The sequence below is a fragment of the Paraburkholderia saeva genome, assembly GCF_907164555.1.
Taxonomy (GTDB): Bacteria; Pseudomonadota; Gammaproteobacteria; order Burkholderiales; family Burkholderiaceae; genus Paraburkholderia; species Paraburkholderia saeva.
In genome coordinates this window covers 1-23,220 of record NZ_CAJQZC010000017.1, presented here as the reverse complement: position 1 = coordinate 23,220, position 23,220 = coordinate 1, and the positions used below count along the sequence as shown (strand labels likewise).

General features: G+C 61.5%; 22 protein-coding genes and 1 pseudogene. 16 read left to right on the top strand and 7 right to left on the bottom strand.

The genetic code is table 11. The features are described from left to right. The first annotated feature begins 17 nt into the window (after positions 1 to 17). On the top strand, positions 18 to 428 hold the full coding sequence (locus LPA36_RS28150; RefSeq protein ID WP_228883789.1) for a response regulator: 411 nt from the start codon (positions 18 to 20) through the stop codon (positions 426 to 428). A gap of 134 nt (positions 429 to 562) precedes the next feature. On the opposite strand, the gene LPA36_RS28145 is transcribed toward LPA36_RS28150, so the two are convergent. Both LPA36_RS28145 and LPA36_RS28140 read right to left on the bottom strand, forming a co-directional pair. Beyond that, complete coding sequence (locus tag LPA36_RS28145; RefSeq protein WP_228883788.1) at positions 563 to 1,126, bottom strand: Fur family transcriptional regulator; 564 nt, start codon at positions 1,124 to 1,126, stop codon at positions 563 to 565. A gap of 97 nt (positions 1,127 to 1,223) precedes the next feature. Beyond that, complete coding sequence (locus LPA36_RS28140; RefSeq protein ID WP_228883787.1) at positions 1,224 to 1,853, bottom strand: glutathione S-transferase family protein; 630 nt, start codon at positions 1,851 to 1,853, stop codon at positions 1,224 to 1,226. 140 nt (positions 1,854 to 1,993) lie between these two features. Between LPA36_RS28140 and LPA36_RS28135 the strand changes: the two genes are divergently transcribed. Then, complete coding sequence (locus LPA36_RS28135) at positions 1,994 to 3,655, top strand: ATP-binding domain-containing protein (RefSeq protein WP_228883786.1); 1,662 nt, start codon at positions 1,994 to 1,996, stop codon at positions 3,653 to 3,655. Between the two features lie 66 nt (positions 3,656 to 3,721). Here LPA36_RS28135 and LPA36_RS28130 read toward each other — a convergent pair whose 3' ends face one another. Further along, positions 3,722 to 4,669 carry a phosphoribosyltransferase gene (locus tag LPA36_RS28130; RefSeq protein ID WP_228883785.1) on the bottom strand — a complete coding sequence of 316 codons (948 nt, stop codon included), beginning with the start codon at positions 4,667 to 4,669 and terminating at the stop codon, positions 3,722 to 3,724. Positions 4,670 to 5,199: 530 nt separating this feature from the next. Here LPA36_RS28130 and LPA36_RS28125 point away from each other — a divergent pair. Beyond that, complete coding sequence (locus LPA36_RS28125) at positions 5,200 to 6,525, top strand: DnaJ domain-containing protein (RefSeq protein ID WP_228883784.1); 1,326 nt, start codon at positions 5,200 to 5,202, stop codon at positions 6,523 to 6,525. Here the strand turns inward: LPA36_RS28125 and LPA36_RS28120 are convergent. Beyond that, a complete protein-coding gene (locus LPA36_RS28120; protein ID WP_228883783.1) occupies positions 6,499 to 8,277 on the bottom strand; it encodes an amidohydrolase family protein in 1,779 nt (592 codons plus the stop codon). The genes LPA36_RS28125 and LPA36_RS28120 overlap by 27 nt on opposite strands. A 576-nt stretch (positions 8,278 to 8,853) precedes the next feature. On the opposite strand from LPA36_RS28120, the gene LPA36_RS28115 reads away from it, so the two are divergent. Further along, positions 8,854 to 9,126: a hypothetical protein gene (locus tag LPA36_RS28115; RefSeq protein WP_228883851.1), complete on the top strand. Its 273-nt coding sequence runs from the start codon at positions 8,854 to 8,856 to the stop codon at positions 9,124 to 9,126. Between the two features lie 49 nt (positions 9,127 to 9,175). Beyond that, complete coding sequence (locus tag LPA36_RS28110; protein WP_228883782.1) at positions 9,176 to 9,532, top strand: superinfection immunity protein; 357 nt, start codon at positions 9,176 to 9,178, stop codon at positions 9,530 to 9,532. Between the two features lie 123 nt (positions 9,533 to 9,655). Here LPA36_RS28110 and LPA36_RS28105 read toward each other — a convergent pair. After that, positions 9,656 to 9,970: pseudogene (locus tag LPA36_RS28105) on the bottom strand (UbiX family flavin prenyltransferase); the annotation flags it as partial. 244 nt (positions 9,971 to 10,214) lie between these two features. Here LPA36_RS28105 and LPA36_RS28100 point away from each other — a divergent pair. The 5 genes from LPA36_RS28100 to LPA36_RS28080 all read left to right on the top strand — a co-directional run bounded on the left by LPA36_RS28100 (position 10,215) and on the right by LPA36_RS28080 (position 14,963). Next, entirely contained in the window at positions 10,215 to 10,484 is a 270-nt protein-coding gene (locus tag LPA36_RS28100; protein WP_228883781.1) for a hypothetical protein, read from the top strand. Positions 10,485 to 10,730: 246 nt separating this feature from the next. Next, positions 10,731 to 11,483, top strand: a complete 753-nt coding sequence (locus LPA36_RS28095) for an SDR family NAD(P)-dependent oxidoreductase (protein ID WP_228883780.1) — start codon at positions 10,731 to 10,733, stop codon at positions 11,481 to 11,483. Positions 11,484 to 11,566: 83 nt separating this feature from the next. Continuing rightward, positions 11,567 to 12,889, top strand: a complete 1,323-nt coding sequence (locus tag LPA36_RS28090; protein ID WP_228883779.1) for an MFS transporter — start codon at positions 11,567 to 11,569, stop codon at positions 12,887 to 12,889. Positions 12,890 to 12,966: 77 nt separating this feature from the next. Then, positions 12,967 to 14,145: an L-rhamnonate dehydratase gene (gene rhmD / locus LPA36_RS28085; protein ID WP_228883778.1), complete on the top strand. Its 1,179-nt coding sequence runs from the start codon at positions 12,967 to 12,969 to the stop codon at positions 14,143 to 14,145. A gap of 35 nt (positions 14,146 to 14,180) precedes the next feature. Next, positions 14,181 to 14,963 carry an SDR family NAD(P)-dependent oxidoreductase gene (locus tag LPA36_RS28080; RefSeq protein WP_228883777.1) on the top strand — a complete coding sequence of 261 codons (783 nt, stop codon included), beginning with the start codon at positions 14,181 to 14,183 and terminating at the stop codon, positions 14,961 to 14,963. Between the two features lie 4 nt (positions 14,964 to 14,967). On the opposite strand, the gene LPA36_RS28075 is transcribed toward LPA36_RS28080, so the two are convergent. Then, the gene (locus tag LPA36_RS28075; protein WP_228883776.1) at positions 14,968 to 15,948 is read right to left on the bottom strand and encodes a LysR family transcriptional regulator; all 981 of its coding nucleotides are present in this window, start codon (positions 15,946 to 15,948) and stop codon (positions 14,968 to 14,970) included. 130 nt (positions 15,949 to 16,078) lie between these two features. Between LPA36_RS28075 and rhaM the strand changes: the two genes are divergently transcribed. From rhaM to rhaS, 6 genes are all read left to right on the top strand, one after another. Then, entirely contained in the window at positions 16,079 to 16,393 is a 315-nt protein-coding gene (gene rhaM, locus LPA36_RS28070; RefSeq protein ID WP_228883775.1) for an L-rhamnose mutarotase, read from the top strand. 36 nt (positions 16,394 to 16,429) lie between these two features. Further along, positions 16,430 to 17,323: an amidohydrolase family protein gene (locus tag LPA36_RS28065; protein ID WP_228883774.1), complete on the top strand. Its 894-nt coding sequence runs from the start codon at positions 16,430 to 16,432 to the stop codon at positions 17,321 to 17,323. Positions 17,324 to 17,381: 58 nt separating this feature from the next. Next, complete coding sequence (locus LPA36_RS28060) at positions 17,382 to 18,911, top strand: sugar ABC transporter ATP-binding protein (protein WP_228883773.1); 1,530 nt, start codon at positions 17,382 to 17,384, stop codon at positions 18,909 to 18,911. Then, a complete protein-coding gene (locus LPA36_RS28055; RefSeq protein WP_228883772.1) occupies positions 18,908 to 19,972 on the top strand; it encodes an ABC transporter permease in 1,065 nt (354 codons plus the stop codon). The genes LPA36_RS28060 and LPA36_RS28055 overlap by 4 nt, the downstream gene beginning before the upstream one ends. Beyond that, positions 19,965 to 20,972, top strand: a complete 1,008-nt coding sequence (locus LPA36_RS28050) for an ABC transporter permease (protein WP_228883771.1) — start codon at positions 19,965 to 19,967, stop codon at positions 20,970 to 20,972. The genes LPA36_RS28055 and LPA36_RS28050 overlap by 8 nt, the downstream gene beginning before the upstream one ends. Positions 20,973 to 21,067: 95 nt before the next feature. Continuing rightward, positions 21,068 to 22,075 (top strand): rhamnose ABC transporter substrate-binding protein, encoded by a 1,008-nt coding sequence (gene rhaS, locus LPA36_RS28045; RefSeq protein WP_228883770.1) that lies wholly within the window; start codon positions 21,068 to 21,070, stop codon positions 22,073 to 22,075. Between the two features lie 32 nt (positions 22,076 to 22,107). On the opposite strand, the gene LPA36_RS28040 is transcribed toward rhaS, so the two are convergent. Next, positions 22,108 to 23,016 carry a dihydrodipicolinate synthase family protein gene (locus tag LPA36_RS28040; RefSeq protein WP_228883769.1) on the bottom strand — a complete coding sequence of 303 codons (909 nt, stop codon included), beginning with the start codon at positions 23,014 to 23,016 and terminating at the stop codon, positions 22,108 to 22,110. Positions 23,017 to 23,220 lie beyond the last annotated feature (204 nt).

Below are 23,220 nucleotides of genomic sequence, written 5' to 3'. Positions count from 1 at the left end.
ACAAGCAACAAAGCAAAATGAACGGAGAGTTGAGACTCGATCAGGCAACCATCGTACTCGTCGAGGACGACCCGCAGAGCCGGGAGTCACTTGCGAGCCTGCTTGAATCGGAAGGGGCACGCGTCGTCGCGGTCGCCGACGCGGAAGAGGGTGTCGAGGCGGCGGTCCGGTTGTTACCGGATGCCATCGTCTGCGATATCGATCTGCCCGCCATGGACGGTTTCTACCTGATCCAGCGGCTGCGCGACCACGAGATTCGCGATGACCTCGCCCCTTCGGTGGCGGTGGCGCTCACCGGCCACACCGACGACGCCTATCGCCTGCGAAGTATCGGCGAAGGTTTTCAGCATTTCATGACCAAACCGGCACGGCCTGAAGCGCTCGTCACGCTGTTGCGCGATGCAATCGAGGCGCGCGCGGCGGGTTGAGTCCTGAGGAGAGCGGGTGGGACGCGAGGGACGTGATGTAGCGGCACGCCGCGCGGTGGCCGCGGTGCCGCTGTGTGCCCGGCAAATCTGGCGTGACCGTCGCCGCGTGTTCCGCGCTGCGCGTGATCAGCCGGTCAGCCGCGTGCGACTTCCGCGTTCTTTGCGGGTTTGCCTTCGGGTGACGCGTTTTTCGCTGCGTTTTCCGCCTGGCAGGCGGCGCACAGCCCTTTGAGCTCGATTTCGTCGCTGGCGAGGCTGTAGCCCGCGTCTTCGATCTGTGCGACGAGCGCCTGGCGCAGTTTCGGCTGATGCAGTTCGGTGACGTTGCCGCACTGCTGGCACACCACCAGGATGCCATGCTGACATTGCGTCAGGTCGTGGCACACCGTGAACGCGTTGATCGATTCGATCCGGTGCACGAGCCCTGCCGACAGCAGAAAATCCAGCGCGCGGTACACCGTGGGCGGCGCCGAGCCGGGATGGATCTGGCGCATGTCGTCGAGGAGCGAATACGCTTTCGTCGCCCGGCCCGAAGCCAGCAGCAGTTCCAGCACCTTGCGGCGGATGGGCGTCAGCTTCTCGCCGCGTTCACGGCAATATTCTTCTGCCAGCGCGAGCGCGGCTTCCGGCGAGCCCGCGCCGGCGGGCTCATGGTCGTGAACGTGGTCGTGCGCAGTCGTTGGGGAAGCGTTCTTCATGCGTCGATTATACGGGGCATCGCGAACTTCGATCGAACGTCCCGCCGAAGCCGGGATTCCCGCCCGCCGCGCGTCAGAGGCGCGGCGGCCGCGCCGGTTACGTCAGCGGCAGATCGACGTACTTCCGGAACCCCGGGCGGTTTTCGAGCCGCGAATACCAGCGTTCCAGATTCGGCATGGAGCCGCGTTCGATGCCTTCCAGACCGAACCACCGTTTCGCGTACGCGCCGAGCACGATATCGGCGAGCGTGAACTTGTCCGTCTCGAAGAAGAAGCGGCCTGCCAGATGCATGTCGAGCTGCTTCCACAGCTGGCCTGCCGCCTGCACGTCCCGCTCGAGCGCGGCGAGGTCGCGGGAAGCGGCCGGCGTGCGCACGATCGACCAGAACACCGGGCGCTCGGCCGGCTGCAAGGTGGTGAGCGTCCAGTCGAGCCAGCGGTCGATACCCGCGCGGATTTTCGGGTCGGCCGGATACAGGACGCCCGACGGCGGCCCATACTGCAACACCAGATAGCGCAGGATCGAGTTCGATTCCCACAGCACGTAATCGCCGTCGACAAGCGTCGGAACCTTGCCGGTCGGATTCATCGACAGATAATCGGGGTCGGTATTGCGGCCAAACTGCATGCCGGCGTCGATGCGTTCGTACGGCAGCGACAGTTCATCGCAACACCACAGGACTTTCTGGACGTTGACGGAATTCGCCCGTCCCCAGATCGTGATCATTCGGCAGTTCTCCTCGAAGGCAAAGCGCCGCGCATGACTGCGGCGTCGAACCGTAAACGATACACGAAGAAGGCTGTTTTTACCGATTGCAGCCGCATCGCTGCGTACAATATACCCACTTCAATGTGACGAGGCATCGCATGGCCCGGATAGTCCCCGATGACTGGAAAAATCTTGCTGCCACCGGCGCCGCTGCGCGCGAGCGCGAGACGCTCGCGTTGCTCGAACACGCGTTGTCTGACGATTACACCGTCTATCACGGCGTGCACTGGACGCGTCTGAACCAGGGCTTTTCGGTGTTTGGCGAAGCGGATTTCGTGATCGTCAGTCCTTCCGGCCGCGTGATGATCGTCGAGCAGAAAACCGGCTTTCTGCGCGAGACGCCCAAAGGGCTCGTGAAAGTGCACATGCAGACCGAGCGCAACGTCGCGATCGCGCTGGCGCGCACGGTCGAAGGCATGCACCGCCGGTTCACCGCGGCGCTCGGCGCGAGCACGTTTTTCATCGAGGAACTGCTGTACTGCCCTGATCACGTCGTCAAGGACGCTGCGATTGCCGGCGTGAATCCGGCCCGCATCGTCGACGCGACGCGCAAGGACCGCCTTGCCGCAATCATCCGCGAGGCATTGCCCGCCGACGAACCGCGCCTCGCCTGCGCGACGAAGATCCACCACTTTCTCGCCGATGAACTCGCGCTGACGCCCGATGCGAGCGCGCTCGTCGGTCAAGCCGGCACACTTGTCACGCGGCTCGCGGGCGGGCTTGCGACGTGGGCCCGGCGGCTCGAATTCACGCCGTTCCGCCTGCGGGTGAGCGGCACGGCGGGTTCCGGCAAGACGCAGCTCGCCGTGCAGGTCATGAAGGACGCGCTTGCCGAAGGCAGGCGCACGTTGTATGTGTGCTTTAACCGGCCACTCGCGGATCACATCGCGCGCGTCGCGCCGCCCGAGGCGAAAGTCGCGAATTACCATCAACTGTGCGACTGGATCGCGCGCGATGCGGGCCGCGCGCCGGACTTCGATGCGCCGAACGTGTTCGAGCAACTCGAAGCCACGTTCGCGCAAACGCCGATCGATGCGCGCTGGCAGTTCGATGTATTGATCGTGGACGAAGGCCAGGACTTCCAGCAGCCGTGGGTCGTGGCGCTCGAGCGTCTGTTGCGGCCCGGCGCCGCCTGGTGGTGGCTCGAAGATCCGCTACAGAACCTGTACATGCGCGAACCGGTCGCGCTGCCTGACTGGACGACGCTTCGCGAAACCACGAACTACCGCAGCCCGCGCGACATCCTCGACTACGTGCGCGAACTCGTCGGCACATCGGCGCCGTTCGCGGCGGGGCTCGCGTCCGGCAGTCCGTTCGACGGCTCGGACATTTCGTTTTCCACCTACGACGAAGCGAACGCAACGGAGGGCGGCATCGACGCGACCAAGCGCGCGATCACGCATGCACTCGGCCTCGGTTTTCGCAAGCAGGACATTGCGGTGCTGTCGTTTCGCGGACGCGAGGGTTCGGCGATGACATCCCTCGATCACCTCGGCCCGCATCGGCTGCGCAGTTTCACGGGCCGTTATGACCTGTTCGGCAATCCGGAATATCGCGAGGGCGACGTGCTGCTGGAGTCGATCTATCGCTTCAAGGGGCAATCGGCGCCGTGCGTGATTCTCACTGAAGTCGATTTCGAACAGTTCGACGAGCGCATCGCGCGCAAGCTCTTTGTCGGTGCGACCCGCGCGACGATGAAGCTGATGATCGTCGCGACAGAACGTGCGGCGCGGCATCTGCGTGCGCCGCAGGCCGACTGACGATTCACACAACCACGCGCGAGCCCGATTCCGCTTCCGCTTCCGCTTCCGCTTCGCAGTGAAGCGTCACGCCCACGCCGACGAGGCCACGAGCGTTCCCGTACGCGCGATCGCGTCCCACCAGATCACGCGCAGCAGTGGCGCTTTCTGCGCGATCAGGATCGCCTGCACCGGATCGCTTTCGATGAAGTGCGTCACGCCACAGCGCAACACGGCGGTCGCCTTGTGCGCCGCCGCACCAGCGGGCGTGTGATCGTGAATCTGCGCCTCGCGCATCACGAGTTGCAGATGGCCGAAGCCGTGCCGGTCGAGCCACGTCTGGGTCCGGGCGCGATCCATTTCGGGCCGTCCGGTCACGATGGCGCGGGTGTGCCGGAGGTCGATGCCGGGCAGCGTCTCGAACGGCAGCAGCAAGTCGCGTTCGTTCAGCGCAGCTTCGAGATCGGCTTCGTAGCGCGCTGAAGGTACGTCCGGCAGCAGGATCCCGTCGAGATCGATCGCGTAGGTGGCATATACGTGGTCGTCGGCCATGGGCGCCTCGCGGCCTGCGTCGCTTGCGATCCAGTCCTGCCGGTACCGTTCGGTGTGCGCCTGGCGCTCCCACGGAAACAGCGCGAAATAGCCGCGGGCGTCGATGGAGTAGTCGGGCTTGATGCGGCTGAGGTCGTCGTGCGCAGCGGTCAGCGTGCGTACGACAAGCCCGTGCTGTTCGAGAAAGGTCATGCAGTCGGCGAGCGTGAAGCCGCGCCCCGCGATGTCTTCGCACAGCAGGATTTTCGAGCCGGGCGCGGGCATCGGCAGCGACGAATCCCACGTAACCTCACGCGTCGCGCGTTCGTACCGCAGGAAGACGACCGGCGTGCCCGCCGCGTGCGACACCATCAGCGCGAGCGGCGCGCCGCCGCGCAGAATGCCGGCGACGACAGTAAAACGCTCATCGATCAACGCGGGTTGCAGCGATTCGATCCAGTGATCGAGCTGTTCGTACGTCAGGGGAAGAACCGGTTTGTTCATGAGTCGGCGGGCTGGCCGCGTGCGATTGGTGTGCGCCGTGTTCGGTAGCGTTACGGGCATTGGTTGACCCGTGGCGTTTGGCGATAGTACGCAGTTTTATTTAAAATCAGGCGCCTGGCCAGTCCGCTCCAGACACCGTGGGCAGCCCTTGCGCAGCGTTCATTCATTTTATCCGCTCGCACGGTATTGCGTGCATGGGTTGGTCCTGAAGATTACCTGGATGGCGCGCAAGGCGTGGCGCGACGCTGAAACACCAGAAGGCCGATGCTTCACGCCGACACGCGGCGCTCACGGAAAGCATGCGGCGCGCTCAATGCAGCAATCTCATTGCTCGACGCTGAAGTCGCACAGGTACTGGAAGGCAGGCGTCATGGAATCGTATTGTGCAGACCTTTCTTGACGCGATCGCCGGAACGCTAAAGTTTTCGCGTGAAAAGACCGTTAACAGACGGGAGCGGGCCATGTTACTGGCGCCCGATTTAGCCTTCAACAGAACGGTTAAGGGCTGCCCATGGCCAGACCGGCAGATCATGCACACCCACTACGATAACCTCAAGGTCACGCGCAACGCGCCCGCTGAAGTGATACGCGCGGCGTACAAGGCGCTGGGCCAGCGCTATCACCCGGACAGGAACGCGAGCCCCGATGCGCCGCGTATCATGCGCCTCATCAACGAAGCGTATGCCGTGCTGGGCAATCCGGAGCGGCGTAGCGCTTACGATCGCGAACTCGATGCGGCCCCGGCCGGCGCAGCAAATCCCGGCGCTACCTATGACGCCGAGGTGCGCATCGAACCCGAATGGGGGATGTCATCGCGCGACGATGCAAGCCACACACCTTCTGCTGCGATTTCCCCATCCGCTTCGCCACTCGCGCGTTTCTTCGCCCGCACGTTTGACGCATGGTGGCTGGTTACGCTGCTCAGTTCGCTTGCGACGTACTACCTCAGCAGGAATTCGCCCGAATTCGTTCGATGGAGCAATGTGCCTTCGAGCGGGATGCTGTTCGGTTTGCTCTGTCTGCCGGTTGCGATGATCTTCGACGCAGCGATTTATGGCGTCTTTGGAAACACGCCCGGCAAGGCAATACTGGGTCTGAAAGTGACGGGCCTCGACGGCCGGCGTTTGACCTGTACGGAGTACGCGCGGCGCAATCTGTCGGTGTGGGTGCGGGGATGGGGCCTCGGCATTCCGTTCGTGTCGCTCGTGACGATGTTTGTCCAGTACCGCACGTTACGCCGGGAAAAGCAGACCTGGTACGACGCAGAGTCCGGATTCCGGATGAACGCAACGAAGACGGGTGGGGTGCGCAAAGGCGTCTTTGGCATCGTCTTCGTGATGATTGCCTGTATCGGTCTGATCCTGAACGCAGGCCGTGACGAACGTGGTCGCCAGATTCAGGCGAATCTCGCACAGTCGGCCTATACGTGGACCAATCCTGCAACCACTGCGAGCGCGAAGATCGATGGAATCTGGAAACTCTCCGTGACACATGCTGAAGACGGTCAGCCGCTCTATACATTTACCGAAGCGTCGGGCCATGCAGCGATCGTGTTTGCACGCGAGGTCATTCCGGATGCGGGCATGAACACGTATGTTCCCGCCTACGTGAAGCACAACGCCGCAAAGACACCGTTCATGGCACCGGGTGTACGCGAGAAAGTAGACGGGCACGATAGCTGGTCCGCCGAAGGGCATCTCGCAACGAATGCGGATGTGAGGACGCGGGTGGAAGTACGCCAGATCGGCTTTTCGTTCTGGCGCGTAGTCACTGTGCAGGCGCTGCCCTACACCTATACGAACGACGCAGCGGCCACATTGCGACAACAGCTATGGGGCACGGTTGCCGGGCAATAGCCAGCCAGGCAAGGGGCCGTCAACCTGGCCCAACTGGGCGATAACCCGATTCCTTTGCGCACCGCCCACGCCAAGACCGAAGCACGACAGCGCGTTCGTATAGAGAAGGTCGTTGATGCTGGGGAAAAAGCTGCCGAGATTTTTAAGCACGTCCACCGGGTATGTTTCCCATCTGGACTCCCGCGAGAGCATGTCCCAGTCCGTACCGAACATGAGCCGCTTTGCCACATCAGGGTTCTTCGAGAAAGCCGCCTTGATCCGCTGTTTCGCGACCGTGCAGCTTTCATTCGAATTCTGGCAGTTCATGATCTGATCCCAGTAGGCGAGGTCTCCATAGAGCCGGCGCCCCTGCGGGGTTGCCATCATCTGGGCGAAGTCGCGGGGCCAGTTATTCGATGGATCGGTGGCATCGCTTTCGCCGCCACCGAAATGTGCGAGCGTTGCGATGACGGGTGTCTTCGCACCCATTTTCTTTAGCAGCGCATTCCATCCCACCGGTCCGCCAAACACATCGCTCGCATTGTCGCGACCATTTGACTCGGCCGAATGGGCCATCAGCGGGACGTTGTTGCTGGCGCACCATGAAGCGAGCCGGAACATCTTTGCATCGAGTTCGACAAGATCCGGATGCGGTTCGCTGCTCGCATAGGGAAGCGAGCTGTTCCCATAAGGATAAAACCCCGTGGGCGGGTAAATCTTGACGCCGACGAATCCAAAGTTCATCACGGCGTCTTTCACGAGCTCAAACGATGCGTCGCGGTCATTGAGGTCGGTCCATGGGTTATACGCGACGATGGGCAGCATGTACCCGCCACTCAGTTTCGACAGGAATGCGTGCAGTTTCATCTGCTCCGCCTGCGGCGACTTCGTTGCAGGCGCCAGCCAGTAATCGAAGTTGACGAATGATGCGAACATTGCATCGATACCAAACGCCGCTGCGTTTTCCGTATAGGCCCGCGTGTAGTCCCTGAGATTCATCCACCGGTACGAGAGCATATGTCCCGTGAACTCAAGCATTCCGGCGGGATTAAAGGCGTTGACGACCCCGGGCAAACCATGAAATTGACGCTCGTATTCGTTAATGCGGCGTTCCGGATCGATTGCGTTCAGGACGGTTTTTTCGTCGAAGACGGTGGGTGGGTTGAGTGGCGCAGCTTCTTCCTTGTATGTAGTGCGCATCTGTTCGATGAAGATGCCTTGTAGCATCAGATACAGCTTGTCGAGGTCTCTCGACTTCATCTGACGCGCGATCGCCGAGGCGATATTTCTGCGGTGACCGTTCGCCATATCGTCCAGAAATTTTCTGACGTTCTCGTCGCTGACGCCTTGCAACTTTTCCAGCCATTCCACGAGAAGTTGATGTTCCCGAGCGGCCGTGACGGCGAAATCGTCACGGAGGATACCGGCAACGTCGGCCAGTCCTTCTATCAGCCTGCGAACGAACGGGTTCTGGTACGCATGCCCAACGTCCTTTTTCATGAAGCCGACGACGTCTATGTCGCTCGCGTTGAACAGATGAGCGTGAACGTCAATGCAGTACGGCACCGGCTTGCTCACGTTGCCGATGCGCGAGGGCCGCAGTAAAGGGCGGATCTTCCCGGCGGGTATACCTTGCGGCGATGGCGGGAGACCGCTGGCGGTTGCCGCAGCAAAATTCCGTGACGGGAAAGCAGGGCTGCCAGCGCCCAGCAAGGCGGTGCCTGCGAGCAACTGCAATGCGCGTCGTCGGCTGATCGGCGATACCGGATTCATGGCGCCTCCTGTTGAGGACACGCGGTGGGTCACGCGAAACGCCCGGGAGGCGGTCGCTTTCCGGCGTCATGTCGCATCCCGTGACAAGCCGGCGACGCATGATCGATGTGCCGTCGGGTTACGTGCTGATGAAGGCCTGGAAAGAATAGGCCGACGGAAAACCTCGTTGTGTGCGATATCGAACCATCCTGAGCGCTCGTCGGTCCTTCACGGCACGCGCTTTGTCTCTGCACGCGCGACCGCGATATTGGTGGAACCCGGTCATATGTCCATCCTCGACCGGGTTTCGATCAGTCACGGACCTGGCGTGTCCGCGATCTGCGCGGAATCACGTTGGGCGTTTGAAGAAGTCTTTGCTTCGGCGATGGCGCGGCGTCGTCCCTGTGTTATCGATTCGCTCCGGTGGACAAGGCGCGGGCACTGGGGACGATCGATCGCAGGATTGTGCTGCGGATCGTAACTGTGATTTCGCGCTATCGGTATAGAGAAAAGATAGTCTGCTCCTACACTGGTTCTTGTCGGCGGCGCACTTCCACCCCGGAACGCGACGCTCCCAGGCTACCCAAATGGAGTTACATCATGAACAAGATCCTCGCAGCGTTGCTCATCGCCATTTCTGCTTCGGTTGCAGCGCCGGCATTCGCCAGTGGTTACGGTCCGGCACCGTTTTATCGTCCTTCAGTCGGTGCGCCGGCTTCGCAACGTGGTCAGAGCCCGCAGACAGTGGCGGCTGAGCAGCATGGTGTCGCAACGTCGGCGGAATCGTACGGTGGGGTCGTGAGCACCTCGTCGGAATCGGGTGGCCGCGAACGGGCGGAACAGGCTCGCCACATCTACGCAGGCCATTGATCGGGTGCGTTGTTCCCGCCATGTGCGACCGTTGCCGTGAGGTATCGAAATGCTGAAGATTCTGATGGGCGGAGCTTACATCGCCGCGTTAATGCTCTACCTGGCGCCGGCAATGATTGCGGATGCGCGGGGGCGTAAAGATGCGTTTGTCGTCACGATGGTCAATATACTGCTCGGATGGACGGTGATTGGGTGGTTCGCGGCGCTTGCCTGGGCCCGCCATCCGGTCAACGAGCGTCGCATGAGTTCCGTCACGAAGCGGGCACAGCGTGCGGTTGCCCGTATCACGATCGATTCGATTGTGGAGCGGGCGCACAGCCGGAGCGGCTTCGGCCTCTCGCTTCAACCTCGCCTTGTACCCGTGCCGGTGCGGATATCAGATTGGGAGCGTCGTCGGATTCGATGATCGAGTGCAGGATGCAGAGAACAGGGGCGCGTTGAAGCGCCCCTGTTGTCGTTTACGGTGTTGCCATTGTGCGACTTTGCCGGGCGCGAGTGACCGCCGACGGCAAATGCTCATACGAACCCGTCAGCCGTTGGCAATGCTGACCAGTCGCTGCTTCGATTCACCCGTCCAGCGCTTGACGGTGCCAGTATCGATGTCGAACAGATCGAGCACGCGTCCGAGCGTGTGATCGATCATCGATTCGAGACTGTCGGGCCGGGCATAAAACGCAGGCACGGGAGGGTAGATAATTGCGCCCGTTTCCGTTGCGGCCGTCATGTTGCGCAAATGTCCCAGATGCAGTGGGGTCTCGCGCACCATCAGCACGACCCGCTTGCGCTCCTTGAGCATCACGTCCGCCGCGCGCGACAGCAGTGAGCCCGTATTGCCCGTCGCGACGCCGCGTTCGGGCGCCCACGATAAGCATGCTGCAGCGTTGGGACGGGCCAGTTACCGGCCGTCACTTTGAGCGCGCGATGTGATCATTGGCACCGGACGCGCTTCCTATAGTTGCGCGTATTCCCTGGGAAGACAATCTGCGCGAGCAGATCTACGCATGTTGAAGCGAGCGGTATCATGCCGGGCTAATGGGCAGAGACGCGGTCGTATTGCGTTGCGCCAGCTCAACAAGGTGAGGACCAGCATGCCAGTACCACATGAAAAACCCCCGGCGCCCAGCCCGGCGCCAGAGAACGTCAGGCCGACGCGAATGCGTATTGCCACGCGCAATGTGCTGATGATCATCGTCGGCGTCCTTGTTTTCGCCATCGTCTCGGGCATCGTCTTATACGACACGATCCTTTACGGCGATATGGTCCCCAATTTCGGAATCGTGCTGATGCTGACTGTGCCGCTTATAGCCGGTGTAGCGTTCCGCGTCGGACTGGATGCCTGGTTGGACAGGGGGCAGTAGTGGCTGCCCGAGCCGAGGTTTGCAGGTACCCCGTCTGATCATGATTTGAGCGTTGCGTCCGTCAGGGAAATTGCCCAATACGAAACGAAGCCGACATGCAAGGAACCACGCTCGCATTTGCGGCACAGCAGCAAATCCCGCCCAATCCGCTTTTGTTATCACCGCATCCAATACTCGAATTGTTGAGCTATCGGTCTCCCCGTATATTGGCCACATAAACACTCAAGCCAATTGCAGGAGACAGCAATGAACCGTATCGATCTGGACAACCGCGTCGTCGTCATCACCGGCGGAGCGCGCGGTATCGGCTACGCCGTAGCGCAGCGGGCGTTGCAGTCGGGCGCATCCGTCGCCCTCTGGGACGTCGATGGCGAGCGTCTCGCGCGCAGCCAGCGCGAACTGGACGAGCACGGGAAGGTCACCTCCGAAGTCGTCGAGCTGACGAGCGAAGCGTCGGTCGCGCAGGCCACTGCGCGCACCGTCGAGCAACACGGCGGCATCCATGTACTGATCAACTGTGCCGGCATTACCGGCGGCAACGGCAAAACATGGGAACTCGAGCCGGACGTGTGGCGCCGCGTGATCGACGTGAACCTGATCGGCCCGTATCTGACGAGCCGCGCGATCGTTCCGCAGATGCTCAAACAGGGTTACGGACGCATCGTCAACATTGCCTCGGTCGCGGGCAAGGAAGGCAACCCGAACGCGTCGCACTATAGCGCTTCGAAGGCAGGCCTCATCGGGCTCACGAAGTCGCTCGGCAAGGAACTCGCCACCAGCAATATTCTCGTCAACGCGGTCACGCCCGCTGCGGCTAAAACTGAGATCTTCGATTCGATGGCCCAGGAGCACATCGATTACATGCTGTCGAAGATCCCGATGAACCGCTTCCTGTTGCCGGAAGAAGCGGCATCGCTGATTCTCTGGCTCTCTTCCGAAGACTGCGCGTTCAGCACAGGCTCGGTGTTCGATCTGTCCGGCGGGCGCGCGACGTATTGATGCGCGCCTGAGCCTGTCGCCAGACTGCACACCAGAAGAAGGCAGACGAGCCGGCCAGGAAGCTGGACGAATCAGGAGATACGATGAACACGATTTCCTCGACTGAGGCAGTCATCGGCAAGGTCATGTGGCGGCTCTTGCCGTTTCTGCTGCTGATGTACGTGCTGGCCTTTCTCGATCGCGCAAACATCGGCTTTGCGCAGAAGGCGCTGCAGCACGACACAGGCCTTTCGGATGCGGCGTTTGCGTTCGGCGCAGGCGTGTTCTTCGTGGGCTATGCGCTCTTTGAAGTGCCGAGCAACCTGCTGCTGCATCGCGTCGGCGCGCGCCTGTGGATGTGCCGCATCATGGTTACCTGGGGCATCGTTTCCGCGTGCATGTCGATGGTGCACACGCCGTTTGCGTTCTACACGCTGCGTTTCCTGCTTGGCGTCGCCGAGGCGGGCTTCTTTCCCGGCATCATCTATTACCTCACGCACTGGTTCCCACAATCGGCGCGTGCGCGTGCAGTTGGCGTGTTCTATTTCGGCGCACCGCTCGCGTTTATTTTCGGCAGCCCGTTATCGGGCCTGCTGCTCGATCTGCACGGGGCGCTGGGTCTCGCGGGCTGGCAGTGGCTCTTTTTGATCGAAGGCGGCCTTGCTTCGGCGGTTGGCGTGTGGGCGTTCTGGTATCTCGACAACCGTCCCTCGGAAGCCTCATGGCTCAACGATGAACAGCGCAGCGTGCTTGCAGCGGCGCTCGATGAAGACGCTCGCGAGGCAGCAGCACACGGCCCGCGCGGCGTGCTTGCCGCGCTGTGCGATCGCCGCGTGCTGGCGCTTTCGTTTATCTATCTGCTGATCCAGACCAGCGTGTACGGCGTGATCTTCTATCTGCCGCAGCAGGTTGCTGCGTTGCTCGGCACGAAAGTGGGGCTGCGCGTCGGGCTTGTCATGGCGTTGCCGTGGCTCTGCGCAGTCGCCGTCACGTGGTATGTGCCGCGTCGTGCAGACAGCACCGGAGGGCATCGCCGCTGGGCCGTGCTGCTGCTGGTGATTGCGGGTTGCGGCATTGGCCTGTCGGGATTGCTGCATAGCCCGGCGCTTGCGCTCGTTGCGCTGTGTTGCGCGGCGAGCGGCTTTATCGCGGCACAACCGCTTTTCTGGACATTTCCGACGCGGTATCTGACAGGCGCAGCCGCCGCGGGTGGCATCGCGTTGATCAATTCGCTGGGCAGCATCGGCGGCTTTATCGCGCCGACCCTGCGCACGCAGGCCGATCTGGCGTTTCCGTCGACACAGGCTGGGCTCATCGTACTGGGTGCTGCCAGTGTGCTCGCGGCACTGTTGATCGCAACGCTGTTTCGCCACGGAAAAGACAGTTCGACATCGCTCTTTCATCACCCGGTTCATCACTCCCGCTAACGCAGGCCCGGCGCGAACCGCTGCAGACCGGCGCGCCAGGCCGCACTTCAAATACGGACACTACGGAGCCCATCCTCATGGCCATGCCCACTATCCGGCACGTGCGTGCCTTCATTGTTCGCGGCGGCGGCGCCGATTACCACGATCAGGCCGACGGCCACTGGATCGACGATCACATCTCGACGCCCATGGCGCGTTACCCTGAATACCGGGAGAGCCGCCGCTCGTTCGGCATCAATGTGCTCGGCACGCTTGTCGTCGAAATCGAGGCGAGCGACGGCACGGTCGGCTTCGCAGTGACGACGGGCGGAGAGATCGGCGCGTTCATCGTCGAAAAGCACCTCGCGCGTTTTCTGGAAGGGCAGCTTGTCACCGATATCGAGAAGATGTGGGATCAGATGTACTTTGCCACGCTCTATTACGGGCGCAAGGGTGTCGTGCTCAATACGATTTCCGGCGTCGATCTCGCGTTGTGGGATCTGCTTGCCAAGGTGCGCAAGGAGCCGGTGTTCCAGCTATTGGGCGGACCGGTGCGTGACGAACTGGTGTTCTATGCGACGGGCGCACGTCCCGACCTCGCGAAGCAGATGGGCTTTATCGGTGGAAAGATGCCGTTGCAGCATGGTCCCGCTGAAGGCGAAGAAGGACTCAAGAAGAACATCGCGAAGCTGGCCGACATGCGCTCGAAAGTTGGCGACGATTTCTGGCTGATGTTCGATTGCTGGATGAGTCTCGACGTGCCCTATGCAACGCGTCTCGCGCAGGCCGCGCGCGAATACGGGCTGAAATGGGTCGAAGAGTGTTTGCCACCGGATGACTACTGGGGTTACGCCGAACTGCGCCGCAACGTGCCACGGGGCATGATGGTGTCGACGGGCGAACATGAAGCGACGCGCTGGGGTTTTCGCATGCTGCTCGAGATGCAATGCTGCGATCTGATCCAGCCGGATGTGGGCTGGTGTGGCGGCATGACAGAGTTGATCAAGATTTCGGCGCTTGCCGATGCGCACAACGTCATGGTGGTGCCGCATGGTTCGTCGGTGTACAGCTATCACTTCGTGGTGACGCGCCATAACTCGCCGTTTGCGGAATTCCTGATGATGGCGCCGAAGGCGGATCAGGTGGTGCCGATGTTCACACCGTTGCTGCTGGATGAACCGGTGCCCGTGAACGGCCGCATGAAAGTGCCTGAAACGCCGGGCTTCGGTGTGCGACTAAACCCCGAATGCGCGCTGGCGCGGCCTTATACGCACTGACCGCACGCTTATCGCCAGAACGTGGAGGAAAAGAAGTGCTGCTCAAGGACAAGGTAGTCATCGTCACAGGTGGGTCGCGTGGTATTGGTCGCGCGATTGCTGTTGCTTGCGCAACTGAAGGCGCCGATGTGGCGATCAACTTCTGGGGCGACAACGACGCATCATATGGACGCCGCTCGGCAGTTGAAGAAGTGGTGAGCGAAATCGAGGCGCTCGGGCGTCGCGTGATCGCGGTCGAAGGCAACGTCGCACAGGCGGAAACGGGCACGGAACTCGTGCGTCGCACCGTCGAAGCATTCGGCAAGGTCGACGTACTCGCGAGCAACGCAGGCATCTGCCCGTTTCACGCCTTTCTCGACATGCCGCCTGCAGTGCTCGAAGCAACCGTCGGCGTGAACCTGAACGGCGCGTTCTACGTCACTCAGGCGGCTGCGCGGCAAATGAAAGAGCAGGGCACCGGCGGCGCGATTGTCGCGACGAGTTCGATCAGCGCGCTGGTAGGCGGCGGTATGCAGACACACTACACGCCGACTAAAGCCGGCGTGCATTCGCTGATGCAGTCGTGTGCGATCGCGTTGGGGCCTTACGGCATCCGCTGCAATTCGGTGATGCCGGGCACGATCGCCACGGATCTGAACGCGGAAGATCTCGCCGACGAAACCAAGAAGGCGTACTTCGAAAAACGCATTCCGCTCGGCAGACTGGGGCGACCGGAAGATGTCGCGGACTGCGTGGTGTTTCTTGCTTCCGATCGTGCCCGCTATGTGACAGGTGCTGCGTTGCTCGTGGACGGTGGCCTGTTCGTCAACCTGCAATGAGTGTTCAATGCGCGGGAAGCGGCGCTGGAATGTGAGCCTCCTCGCGCGCAAGCGACCTTGAAACGCCGCGCAGCAGATCGACGAAATGTTCCGCGGGCTCGGCAAGCGGTTCACCCTTGCGGGTGAGAATGCCGAAACCCGGCAGGCTTTTGCCGATCTCGACGGGCAGCGCGACGAGCAGTTTGCCGCGCACGTGATCGCGTACGACGGATTCCGGCAGCATCGCAACGGCGTTGTAGTTTTCGAGGAGCTGAAGCGTCGCGAAGATCGACGCGCATTCGGTCAGGTTCACGGGCGTCGCGAGTCCGGCGCGCGCGAGTTCTTCTTCAAAGAGCACGCGGGCAGGGCTGGAAATCGGCTGCGCGACCCAGGGCCAGTCGATCAGCTCGCGAAGTGTGACCGACGTGCAGCCGGCAAGCGGATGCGCGCTGCGCACGACGAGCAGCAGCGGCTCACGCGCCAGCATCTCGAAGTTGAAGTCGTTGTGCTGCAGGGGACTTGTCAGTCGCCCAAGCGCAAGATCGATTTCGCGGCGATGCAGCAACTGCACGACCTGATCGCTGGTTTCGCCCAGTATGCGTATGTTGAGCAGCGGCCGTTCTGTCTTGAGCGCGGAGACGGCCATGGCAAGCAGATCGGGCGCCGCACCCATGATCGCGCCGACGGTCAGCTGGCCGTGACCGCCTTTACGTTTGACGTCGAGGTCTTCGGCGAAGCGGGTGAGTTCGGCGAGCGCGCGGCGCGCGTAGGCAAGCGTGACGACGCCAAGCGGCGTCGGTTGCATGCCGCGGGCGTTGCGTTCGAAGAGCAGGAAGCCGAACGCTTCCTCGATGTCGCCCAGCATGCGGCTTGCACTGGGCTGCGCGACGTTGATGGCTTCGGCGGCCTGATGGACATTGCGCGCGTCGTCGAGCGCAACGAGAAGCGCCAGGTGTTTGAACTTGAGCCTGTTGACGAGGGCGACCGTAGAAGCGTTGTGGTTCATGGACCTGTGCGATTCGGTTTCAGTATCGCCCAATCCCAACTTCGGATTGAGATGCTATCGACGCCGGAATTATAGTCGTTCCAGACGCTTCGCCCGAGAAAGCGCAGAACACAACTGGAGACACGAGGGAATGGAGACAGTGGCTTTCCGGATGATGCTCAATCCCGGCATGCGCGAAGAATATGAGCGCAGGCACCGGGAGATCTGGCCGGCGCTCGTTGACGCACTGCACAACGCCGGTGTACGTGACTACCGGATCTTCCTCGACGAAGCGACGTATCAGCTGTTCGCCGTGCTCAGCCGTCCAGCAGATCACACCATGGACCAGCTGCCCGAACTCGAAATCATGCGCAAATGGTGGGATCACATGGCGGACATCATGCAGACGGCGCCCGATCACACGCCGTTGCAGCAGCCGCTCGTGTCTGTGTTTCATCTTCCCTGAACGATCTTTAAACCGTCAACGGGCGGAGGGTATTCCATGCAAGTCGTCGACCCGCACATTCATCTGTGGGACCTGAAAACGCATCATTACCCGTGGCTTGCAAACCCGGGCGTGTCGTTCGTCGGCGATGCACGTGAGTTGAAGCACGACTATCTGATTGACGACCTGCAGGCGGATGCGCGCGATATCGAAGTGCTGAAAGTCGTGCACGTCGAAGCGAATCACGATCCGGCCGACCCGGTCGAAGAGACGCGCTGGCTGCAGGCGGTTGCCGATGCAGGTGGTTCGCGCGGCATGCCTCAAGGTATTGTTGCGGCAGTAGACCTGTCCGCACCGAACGCTGCACAGGTCCTTGAAGGCCATGCAGCGTTCGCGAACACGCGTGGCGTGCGGCAGATTCTGAACGTGCACGAAAAGCCGCTCTATGACTATATCGGCCGGCATCTGATGCGCGATCCGCTCTGGCGCGAGAACTTTTCGCTGCTGCGGCGGCACGACATGTCGTTCGACCTGCAGCTCTATCCGTCGCAGATGACGGAAGCCGCCGCGCTCGCACATGCACACCCGGGCACGCAGTTCGTCATCAATCATGCGGGAATGTTCGTGGACCGCAGCAGTGTCGAGGGCTTTCGTGCATGGCGCGACGGCATGCGCCTGCTGGCGACGTGCGAGAACGTCGCGGTCAAGATCAGCGGCCTTGCGATGTTCGACCATCGATGGACGGTTGAGAGCCTGAGGCCTTATGTGCTTGAAACAATCGACGCGTTCGGAACATCGCGCGCGATGTTCGCTTCCAACTTTCCCGTTGACAGGCTGTTCGGCTCGTATGGCGATTTGTGGAACGCGTATGCGGCGATCGTGGAAGATGCTAGCGACGCTGAGAAAGATGCGCTGTTCAGGCATAACGCCGAACGCGTCTATCGTATCTAGCGCGCTTGCCGGTTTATCGCGACGCTAAAAAAACGTCGCCTGATGGAGGAGACACGCAGTGCAGCAACAACCTTCCGGCGTACCGCGGCTTGAATTGAAGCATGCGAGCAAATCATTCGGCCGTGTGCGGGCGCTTTACGATGCGAGCCTCGCGCTCTGGCCTGGCGAAGTGCATGCGCTCCTGGGCGAAAACGGTGCGGGCAAGTCGACGCTCGTCAAGATTCTGGCCGGCGTCCATCAACCGGATTCGGGCGAACTGCGGGTGGACGGTGTTGCCCGTCAGTTCGCCACGCCTGCTGAGGCGCGCAATGCGGGCCTCGCGGTAATCTATCAGGAACCGACACTGTTCTTCGATCTCTCGATCGCCGAGAACATTTTCATGGGACGCCAGCCGGTAGACCGCCTGGGTCGCATTCAATACGATGCGATGCATCGTGAAGTGCGCGATCTGCTCGCTTCGCTGGGCGTGGATCTGCGCGCGGATCAACTGGTGCGCGGTCTTTCGATTGCCGACCAGCAGGTCATTGAAATTGCCAAGGCGCTTTCGTTGAATGCGAACGTGCTGATTATGGACGAGCCCACAGCGGCGCTGTCGTTGCCGGAGGTCGAGCGGCTCTTTACGATCGTTCGGCGTCTGCGTGAACGCGACGTCGCGATTCTTTTCATTACGCACAGGCTCGACGAGGTGTTTGCGTTGACGCAGCGCGTGACCATCATGCGCGACGGTTCAAAGGTGTTCGATGCACCCACTTCGGAAATGGATACCGCATCGATCGTCGCGAAGATGGTCGGCCGCGACCTCGAAAGTTTTTATCCGAAGGCTGACGTGAAGCCAGGCGAAGTGCGGCTCTCCGTGCGCGGTTTGACGCGTGTGGGCGTGTTCAAGGACGTTTCTTTCGAAGTACGCGCAGGCGAAATCGTTGCGCTTGCCGGGCTCGTGGGTGCCGGCCGTAGCGAAGTGGCGCGCGCGATCTTCGGCATCGATCCGCTCGATGCGGGTGAGATCCGCGTCGCAGGCAAGCCGCTGAAACCTGGCCGTCCTTCAGTGGCCGTGCAGGCGGGCCTGGCTCTCGTGCCGGAAGATCGCAGGCAACAGGGCCTTGCGCTTGAGTTGAGCATTGCGCGTAACGCGTCGATGACTGTGCTCGGCCGGCTCGTCAAACACGGCCTGATTTCCACAAAGAGCGAACGAACGCTCGCCACGCAATGGGGCACGCGGTTGCATCTCAAAGCAGGCGATCCGTCCGCGCCAGTCGGCACGCTGTCGGGCGGCAACCAGCAAAAGGTGGTGCTCGGCAAATGGCTCGCGACGAATCCCAGGGTGCTGATCATTGACGAACCCACGCGCGGCATCGACGTCGGTGCGAAGGCGGAAGTATACGGCGCGCTCGCTGAACTCGTGCGCGACGGCATGGCGGTACTGATGATTTCAAGCGAGCTGCCGGAAGTGCTCGGTATGGCCGACCGTGTGCTCGTGATGCACGAAGGGCGCATCAGCGCCGACATCCCGCGCGCCGAGGCGAACGAAGAGCGGATCATGGGCGCGGCGCTGGGCCAGTCCACGGTGAACCTGGGGCACGCAGCATGATGCGCCATTCGACAACCCCTACGCACGCGGCGCACATGCAATCCACCGAGGCGAAACATCGAACATCCGGTGCGGGAGGCCTGATCAGCACGATCGCGAAGAGTCGCGAGACAACGCTCTTTGTCGTGCTGATCCTGCTGGTCGTGGGCACTGCGCTCGCCAGGCCGCAGTTCCTCAATCTGCAGAATCTGCGCGACGTCCTCTTGAACGTGTCGATTGTCAGCCTGCTGACGGCGGGCATGACCGTCGTGATCCTGATGCGGCACATCGATCTGTCGGTCGGATCGACGGTGGGCGTGAGCGCGTACGCGGTCGGCAGTCTGTTCGTCGCGTTTCCGCACATGCCGGTGATTGTCGCGCTCGCCGCGGGGCTCGCGATCGGTCTCGTCGCGGGCGGCATCAACGCGCTGCTCGTCGCGGTGGGCCGGGTGCCTTCGCTGGTGGCAACGCTCTCGACGCTCTACATTTTTCGTGGCGCCGACTACGCGTGGGTACACGGCGGGCAGATCAATGCGACGAGTCTTCCCGAATCGTTCTCGCGGCTCGCGACGGGCGCGGTGCTTGGCGTGCCGTCGCTTGCGCTGATTGCCGCTTTCGTGCTGATCGGACTTTCGATTTATCTGAAGCAGTTTCGCGGGGGCCGCGAACACTATGCGATTGGTTCCAATCCGGAGGCCGCGCGGCTTGCCGGCGTGAGCGTCGAGCGGCGGGTGATGGCAGGCTTCCTGATCAGCGGTGCGATTGCAGGCTTTGCGGGCGCGCTGTGGCTTGCGCGCTTTGGCACCGTCGACGCAAGCACGGCCAAGGGCATCGAATTGCAGGTCGTGGCGGCAGCGGTAGTGGGAAGTGTGGCGATTACGGGCGGCGTCGGAACGATTCTTGGCGCGACGCTTGGCGCGCTGGTGCTGGGGGTGATCAGCATTGCGCTCGTTGTTCTGCACGTATCGCCATTCTGGGAGCAGGCCATCGAAGGCGCGCTGATCGTCGTAGCGATTACCGCCGATACGTTGCTCGCCCGCTCCGTCGCCAAACGCATGATGAGGAAACGCGATCATGGCTAAACCTGATTCCGCTCTCTTGACGCGCAAGCGCGAAACGCCGTTGCAGTGGGAAGTGCTGCTGGTCGTCGTGTTGATTCTGGCGTTGATTCTCGGGCGCGTGCTGTCGCCGGTATTCCTGACTTCAGCCAATCTGGGCAACGTACTTGCCGATCTCACCGAAATCGCGCTGATGGCGCTGCCGATGACGCTCATCATCGTGGCGGCGGAAATCGATCTTTCCGTCGCTTCGGTGCTGGGCGCGTCGAGCGCTCTGATGGGCGTCCTCTGGCATATGGGACTGCCGATGCCGGTCGTGATCGTGCTGGTGCTGGTGTTCGGTGCACTGGCCGGTTTGCTGAATGGTCTCGTGATCGTGAAACTGAACCTGCCTTCGCTTGCCGTGACGATCGGTACGCTCGCGCTCTTTCGCGGCCTCGCGTATGTGCTGCTTGGCGACCAGGCCGTGGCCGATTTTCCGGCCGCATATACGGCGTTCGGCATGGACACGCTGTGGTCGAGCTTTATGCCGCTGCCGTTTGTGATCGTGATTGTCTGCGCGGTGGTCTTCACCGTGTTGCTGCAGGCCACGGCCTTTGGGCGCAGCCTTTACGCAATCGGAGCCAATTCCACGGCGGCTTCGTTTTCTGGCATCGACGTCGCGAGGATCCGTTTGCGTCTGTTCGTTACATCGGGTGTGCTGAGCGCACTCGCAGGCATCGTGTACACGCTGCGCTTTACGAGCGCCCGCGGCGATAACGGCGAAGGTTTCGAACTGTCGGTTATCGCAGCGGTGTTGTTTGGCGGTGTGAGCATCTTTGGCGGACGCGGCTCGATGTACGGCGTGCTGCTGTCGCTGCTGATTGTCGGCGTGCTGAAGAATGCGCTGACGCTCGACGACGTATCCAGCGAAACGCTGACTATCGTAACGGGTGTGCTGTTGCTCGCATCGGTACTGATTCCGAATCTGGTCGCACGCTGGCGCGCGATGCGCGACCGGCGCTTCATCGCCCGCTCGGGTTGATTACGCAGTAGCTGGATGACACACGGAAATTTGACATCAGGACGATCAACAACCCCGGGTATAAAAGAGCCGGGACTATAACCAGGAGACTTGCCATGAGAAGACCCCTTCGTTGCGCGGGCGCGGCAGCGCTATGTGCAGCACTGCTAGGCCTGAGCTGTGCGGCGGGCGCGGCCGATGTCAAAAGCGGGCTGAAAATCGCCTTTCTGCCCAAGCAGATCAATAACCCGTACGAAGTCATCGCCGATGACGGTGGCATGGCCGGCATCAAGGAATTCAACGGTATCGGCAAGGTGGTCGGACCTTCGGACGCAGGTGCATCGTCGCAGGTGCAGTACATCAATACGTTGATCACGCAGAAGCAGGATGCGATCGTCATCGCCGCGAACGATGCGAACGCGGTCGTGCCGTATCTGAAGAAAGCGATGTCGCAGGGCATCAAGGTCGTGACGTTCGATTCGGACACGGCACCTGAAGGACGCCAGCTCTTTGTGAATCAGGCTAACGCCGAAAGTATCGGACGTGGCCAGATTCAGCTCGTCTCGAAGCTGATGGGCGGCGAAGGTGAATTCGCGATCCTGTCGGCAACGCCGAACGCAACCAACCAGAATACCTGGATCAAATGGATGCAGGATGAGCTGAAAAAGCCGGAGTATTCGAAACTCAAGCTGGTGAAGATTGCGTACGGTAATGACGACGACCAGAAATCGTTCGTCGAGACGCAAGGTCTGCTGCAGGCGTATCCGAACCTCAAGGCGATCGTCGCGCCGACGTCGGTGGGTATTGCGGCTGCAGCACGCTACATCTCGACTTCGTCGAGCAAAGGCAAGGTCGCGGTGACGGGCCTCGGCACGCCGAACCAGATGCGCGCGTTCGTCAAGAACGGTACGGTCAAGGCGTTCCAGCTGTGGGATCCGGGTCAACTCGGTTATCTCGCCGCTTTTGCTGCTGCGAACCTCGCGTCGGGCACGATTACGGGCAAGGAAGGCGAATCGTTCGAAGCGGGCAAGCTCGGCAAGCGCACGATCGGTCCTAAGGGCGAAATCATCCTTGGACCGCCGACGACGTTTGACGCAAGCAATATCGACAACTTCAACTTCTGACGGTACGGCGATACGCCTGAACGCTTGACGGTTCAGGCGTAAGCGCCCAGCTGCCTGGCAAAGCGTCGCGCGCATTCGAGTCCGAATGCCGTTGGCGCGATGCCGCGGTCATGCAGCACTTCAAATCCCATACGCCATGCCGCAATCCGCTTGCCATAGCAGGTCAGCGCGTCGAGCGACTGCATCACGAATACGATCGCGGGCAATATCTCTGCATAGAGCGCCTCTGCTCGTACTTCATCGCCGGCCGCAAAAGCGCGTTGAATGACGATCTGTCTGTCGAAGGTGTCCGGCGCCACGATGAGGCCCGCGCAACCCGCGCGCAGATTGTCGATGAGTTCCTGACCGCCGCGACCGTTGAAAACGGGAAGCGGATTTCCATGCGCGCGCAGCTGGTCGATGGTGTTCCTGATCGTAATGGCGGGTCCTTCGCCCTTGAGCCAACGAAAGTTCTGGCGTAGTTGCGCGAGTTCGACGATGGATTCTGCCGACAGCCCGACACCCAGATATTCCGGCGCGTTCTGTATTCCTGTTGGCGCTTCTACGCGCTGCATGACGTCGGCGAAAAAATCGAAGTAGAACGATTCGGGTTCGGTACGTGTGGAGGGCGGTTGCAGGATCAGCCACGACGCGCCACGCGTGACGGCGTAACCGGCAAGGGCGACCTGTGCATCGACTGTGTCTCCTGTGATCGTGACGGCGAGCGGCACGCGTCCCGCGATGTCCTCGCAGGCCCAGTCGATGACCTGATGTTTTTCGGCGAGCGACATGCGATGCACTTCGGTGGCGAGGCCCAGTATCACGACGCCAGGTGCACCCGCGTTGATCGTCGCTTCGACCTGTGCGCGCATTGCATTGCGGTCGAGCCGGTTCGATTCGTCGAAGTAAGCGTACAGCACGGGCCAGATTCCGCCTGGCGGTTGCGGATCGATTGCCTGCATGGGTATGGTCCTTTGCGGCGTATGTGAGTGGGCGCCTAGTGCGAGTCGCGTGGTACGGGCGCGCCGCTCGATCCCACGAGGAAGTCCAGATCGGCGCCCTGATCCGCCTGCAGGACGTGTTCGACGTAGAGCTTGTAGTAACCGCGCTTCGGCGAATCAGGCGCCTGCCATTCGGCTCGGCGACGCGCGAGTTCTTCGTCGGAA

What these genes read in the sequence shown, in the direction of transcription:
- LPA36_RS28090 (WP_228883779.1), top strand. Translation starts at nt 11,567, where the DNA reads ATGAACACGATTTCCTCGACTGAGGCAGTCATCGGCAAGGTCATGTGG.
- LPA36_RS28135 (WP_228883786.1), top strand. Translation starts at nt 1,994, where the DNA reads ATGGCCCGGATAGTCCCCGATGACTGGAAAAATCTTGCTGCCACCGGC.
- LPA36_RS28120 (WP_228883783.1), bottom strand. Translation starts at nt 8,277, where the DNA reads ATGAATCCGGTATCGCCGATCAGCCGACGACGCGCATTGCAGTTGCTC.
- LPA36_RS28055 (WP_228883772.1), top strand. Translation starts at nt 18,908, where the DNA reads ATGATGCGCCATTCGACAACCCCTACGCACGCGGCGCACATGCAATCC.
- LPA36_RS28130 (WP_228883785.1), bottom strand. Translation starts at nt 4,669, where the DNA reads ATGAACAAACCGGTTCTTCCCCTGACGTACGAACAGCTCGATCACTGG.
- rhmD (WP_228883778.1), top strand. Translation starts at nt 12,967, where the DNA reads ATGGCCATGCCCACTATCCGGCACGTGCGTGCCTTCATTGTTCGCGGC.
- LPA36_RS28100 (WP_228883781.1), top strand. Translation starts at nt 10,215, where the DNA reads ATGCCAGTACCACATGAAAAACCCCCGGCGCCCAGCCCGGCGCCAGAG.
- LPA36_RS28095 (WP_228883780.1), top strand. Translation starts at nt 10,731, where the DNA reads ATGAACCGTATCGATCTGGACAACCGCGTCGTCGTCATCACCGGCGGA.
- LPA36_RS28145 (WP_228883788.1), bottom strand. Translation starts at nt 1,126, where the DNA reads ATGAAGAACGCTTCCCCAACGACTGCGCACGACCACGTTCACGACCAT.
- LPA36_RS28125 (WP_228883784.1), top strand. Translation starts at nt 5,200, where the DNA reads ATGCACACCCACTACGATAACCTCAAGGTCACGCGCAACGCGCCCGCT.
- LPA36_RS28065 (WP_228883774.1), top strand. Translation starts at nt 16,430, where the DNA reads ATGCAAGTCGTCGACCCGCACATTCATCTGTGGGACCTGAAAACGCAT.
- LPA36_RS28110 (WP_228883782.1), top strand. Translation starts at nt 9,176, where the DNA reads ATGCTGAAGATTCTGATGGGCGGAGCTTACATCGCCGCGTTAATGCTC.
- LPA36_RS28150 (WP_228883789.1), top strand. Translation starts at nt 18, where the DNA reads ATGAACGGAGAGTTGAGACTCGATCAGGCAACCATCGTACTCGTCGAG.
- LPA36_RS28050 (WP_228883771.1), top strand. Translation starts at nt 19,965, where the DNA reads ATGGCTAAACCTGATTCCGCTCTCTTGACGCGCAAGCGCGAAACGCCG.
- rhaS (WP_228883770.1), top strand. Translation starts at nt 21,068, where the DNA reads ATGAGAAGACCCCTTCGTTGCGCGGGCGCGGCAGCGCTATGTGCAGCA.
- rhaM (WP_228883775.1), top strand. Translation starts at nt 16,079, where the DNA reads ATGGAGACAGTGGCTTTCCGGATGATGCTCAATCCCGGCATGCGCGAA.
- LPA36_RS28040 (WP_228883769.1), bottom strand. Translation starts at nt 23,016, where the DNA reads ATGCAGGCAATCGATCCGCAACCGCCAGGCGGAATCTGGCCCGTGCTG.
- LPA36_RS28140 (WP_228883787.1), bottom strand. Translation starts at nt 1,853, where the DNA reads ATGATCACGATCTGGGGACGGGCGAATTCCGTCAACGTCCAGAAAGTC.
- LPA36_RS28075 (WP_228883776.1), bottom strand. Translation starts at nt 15,948, where the DNA reads ATGAACCACAACGCTTCTACGGTCGCCCTCGTCAACAGGCTCAAGTTC.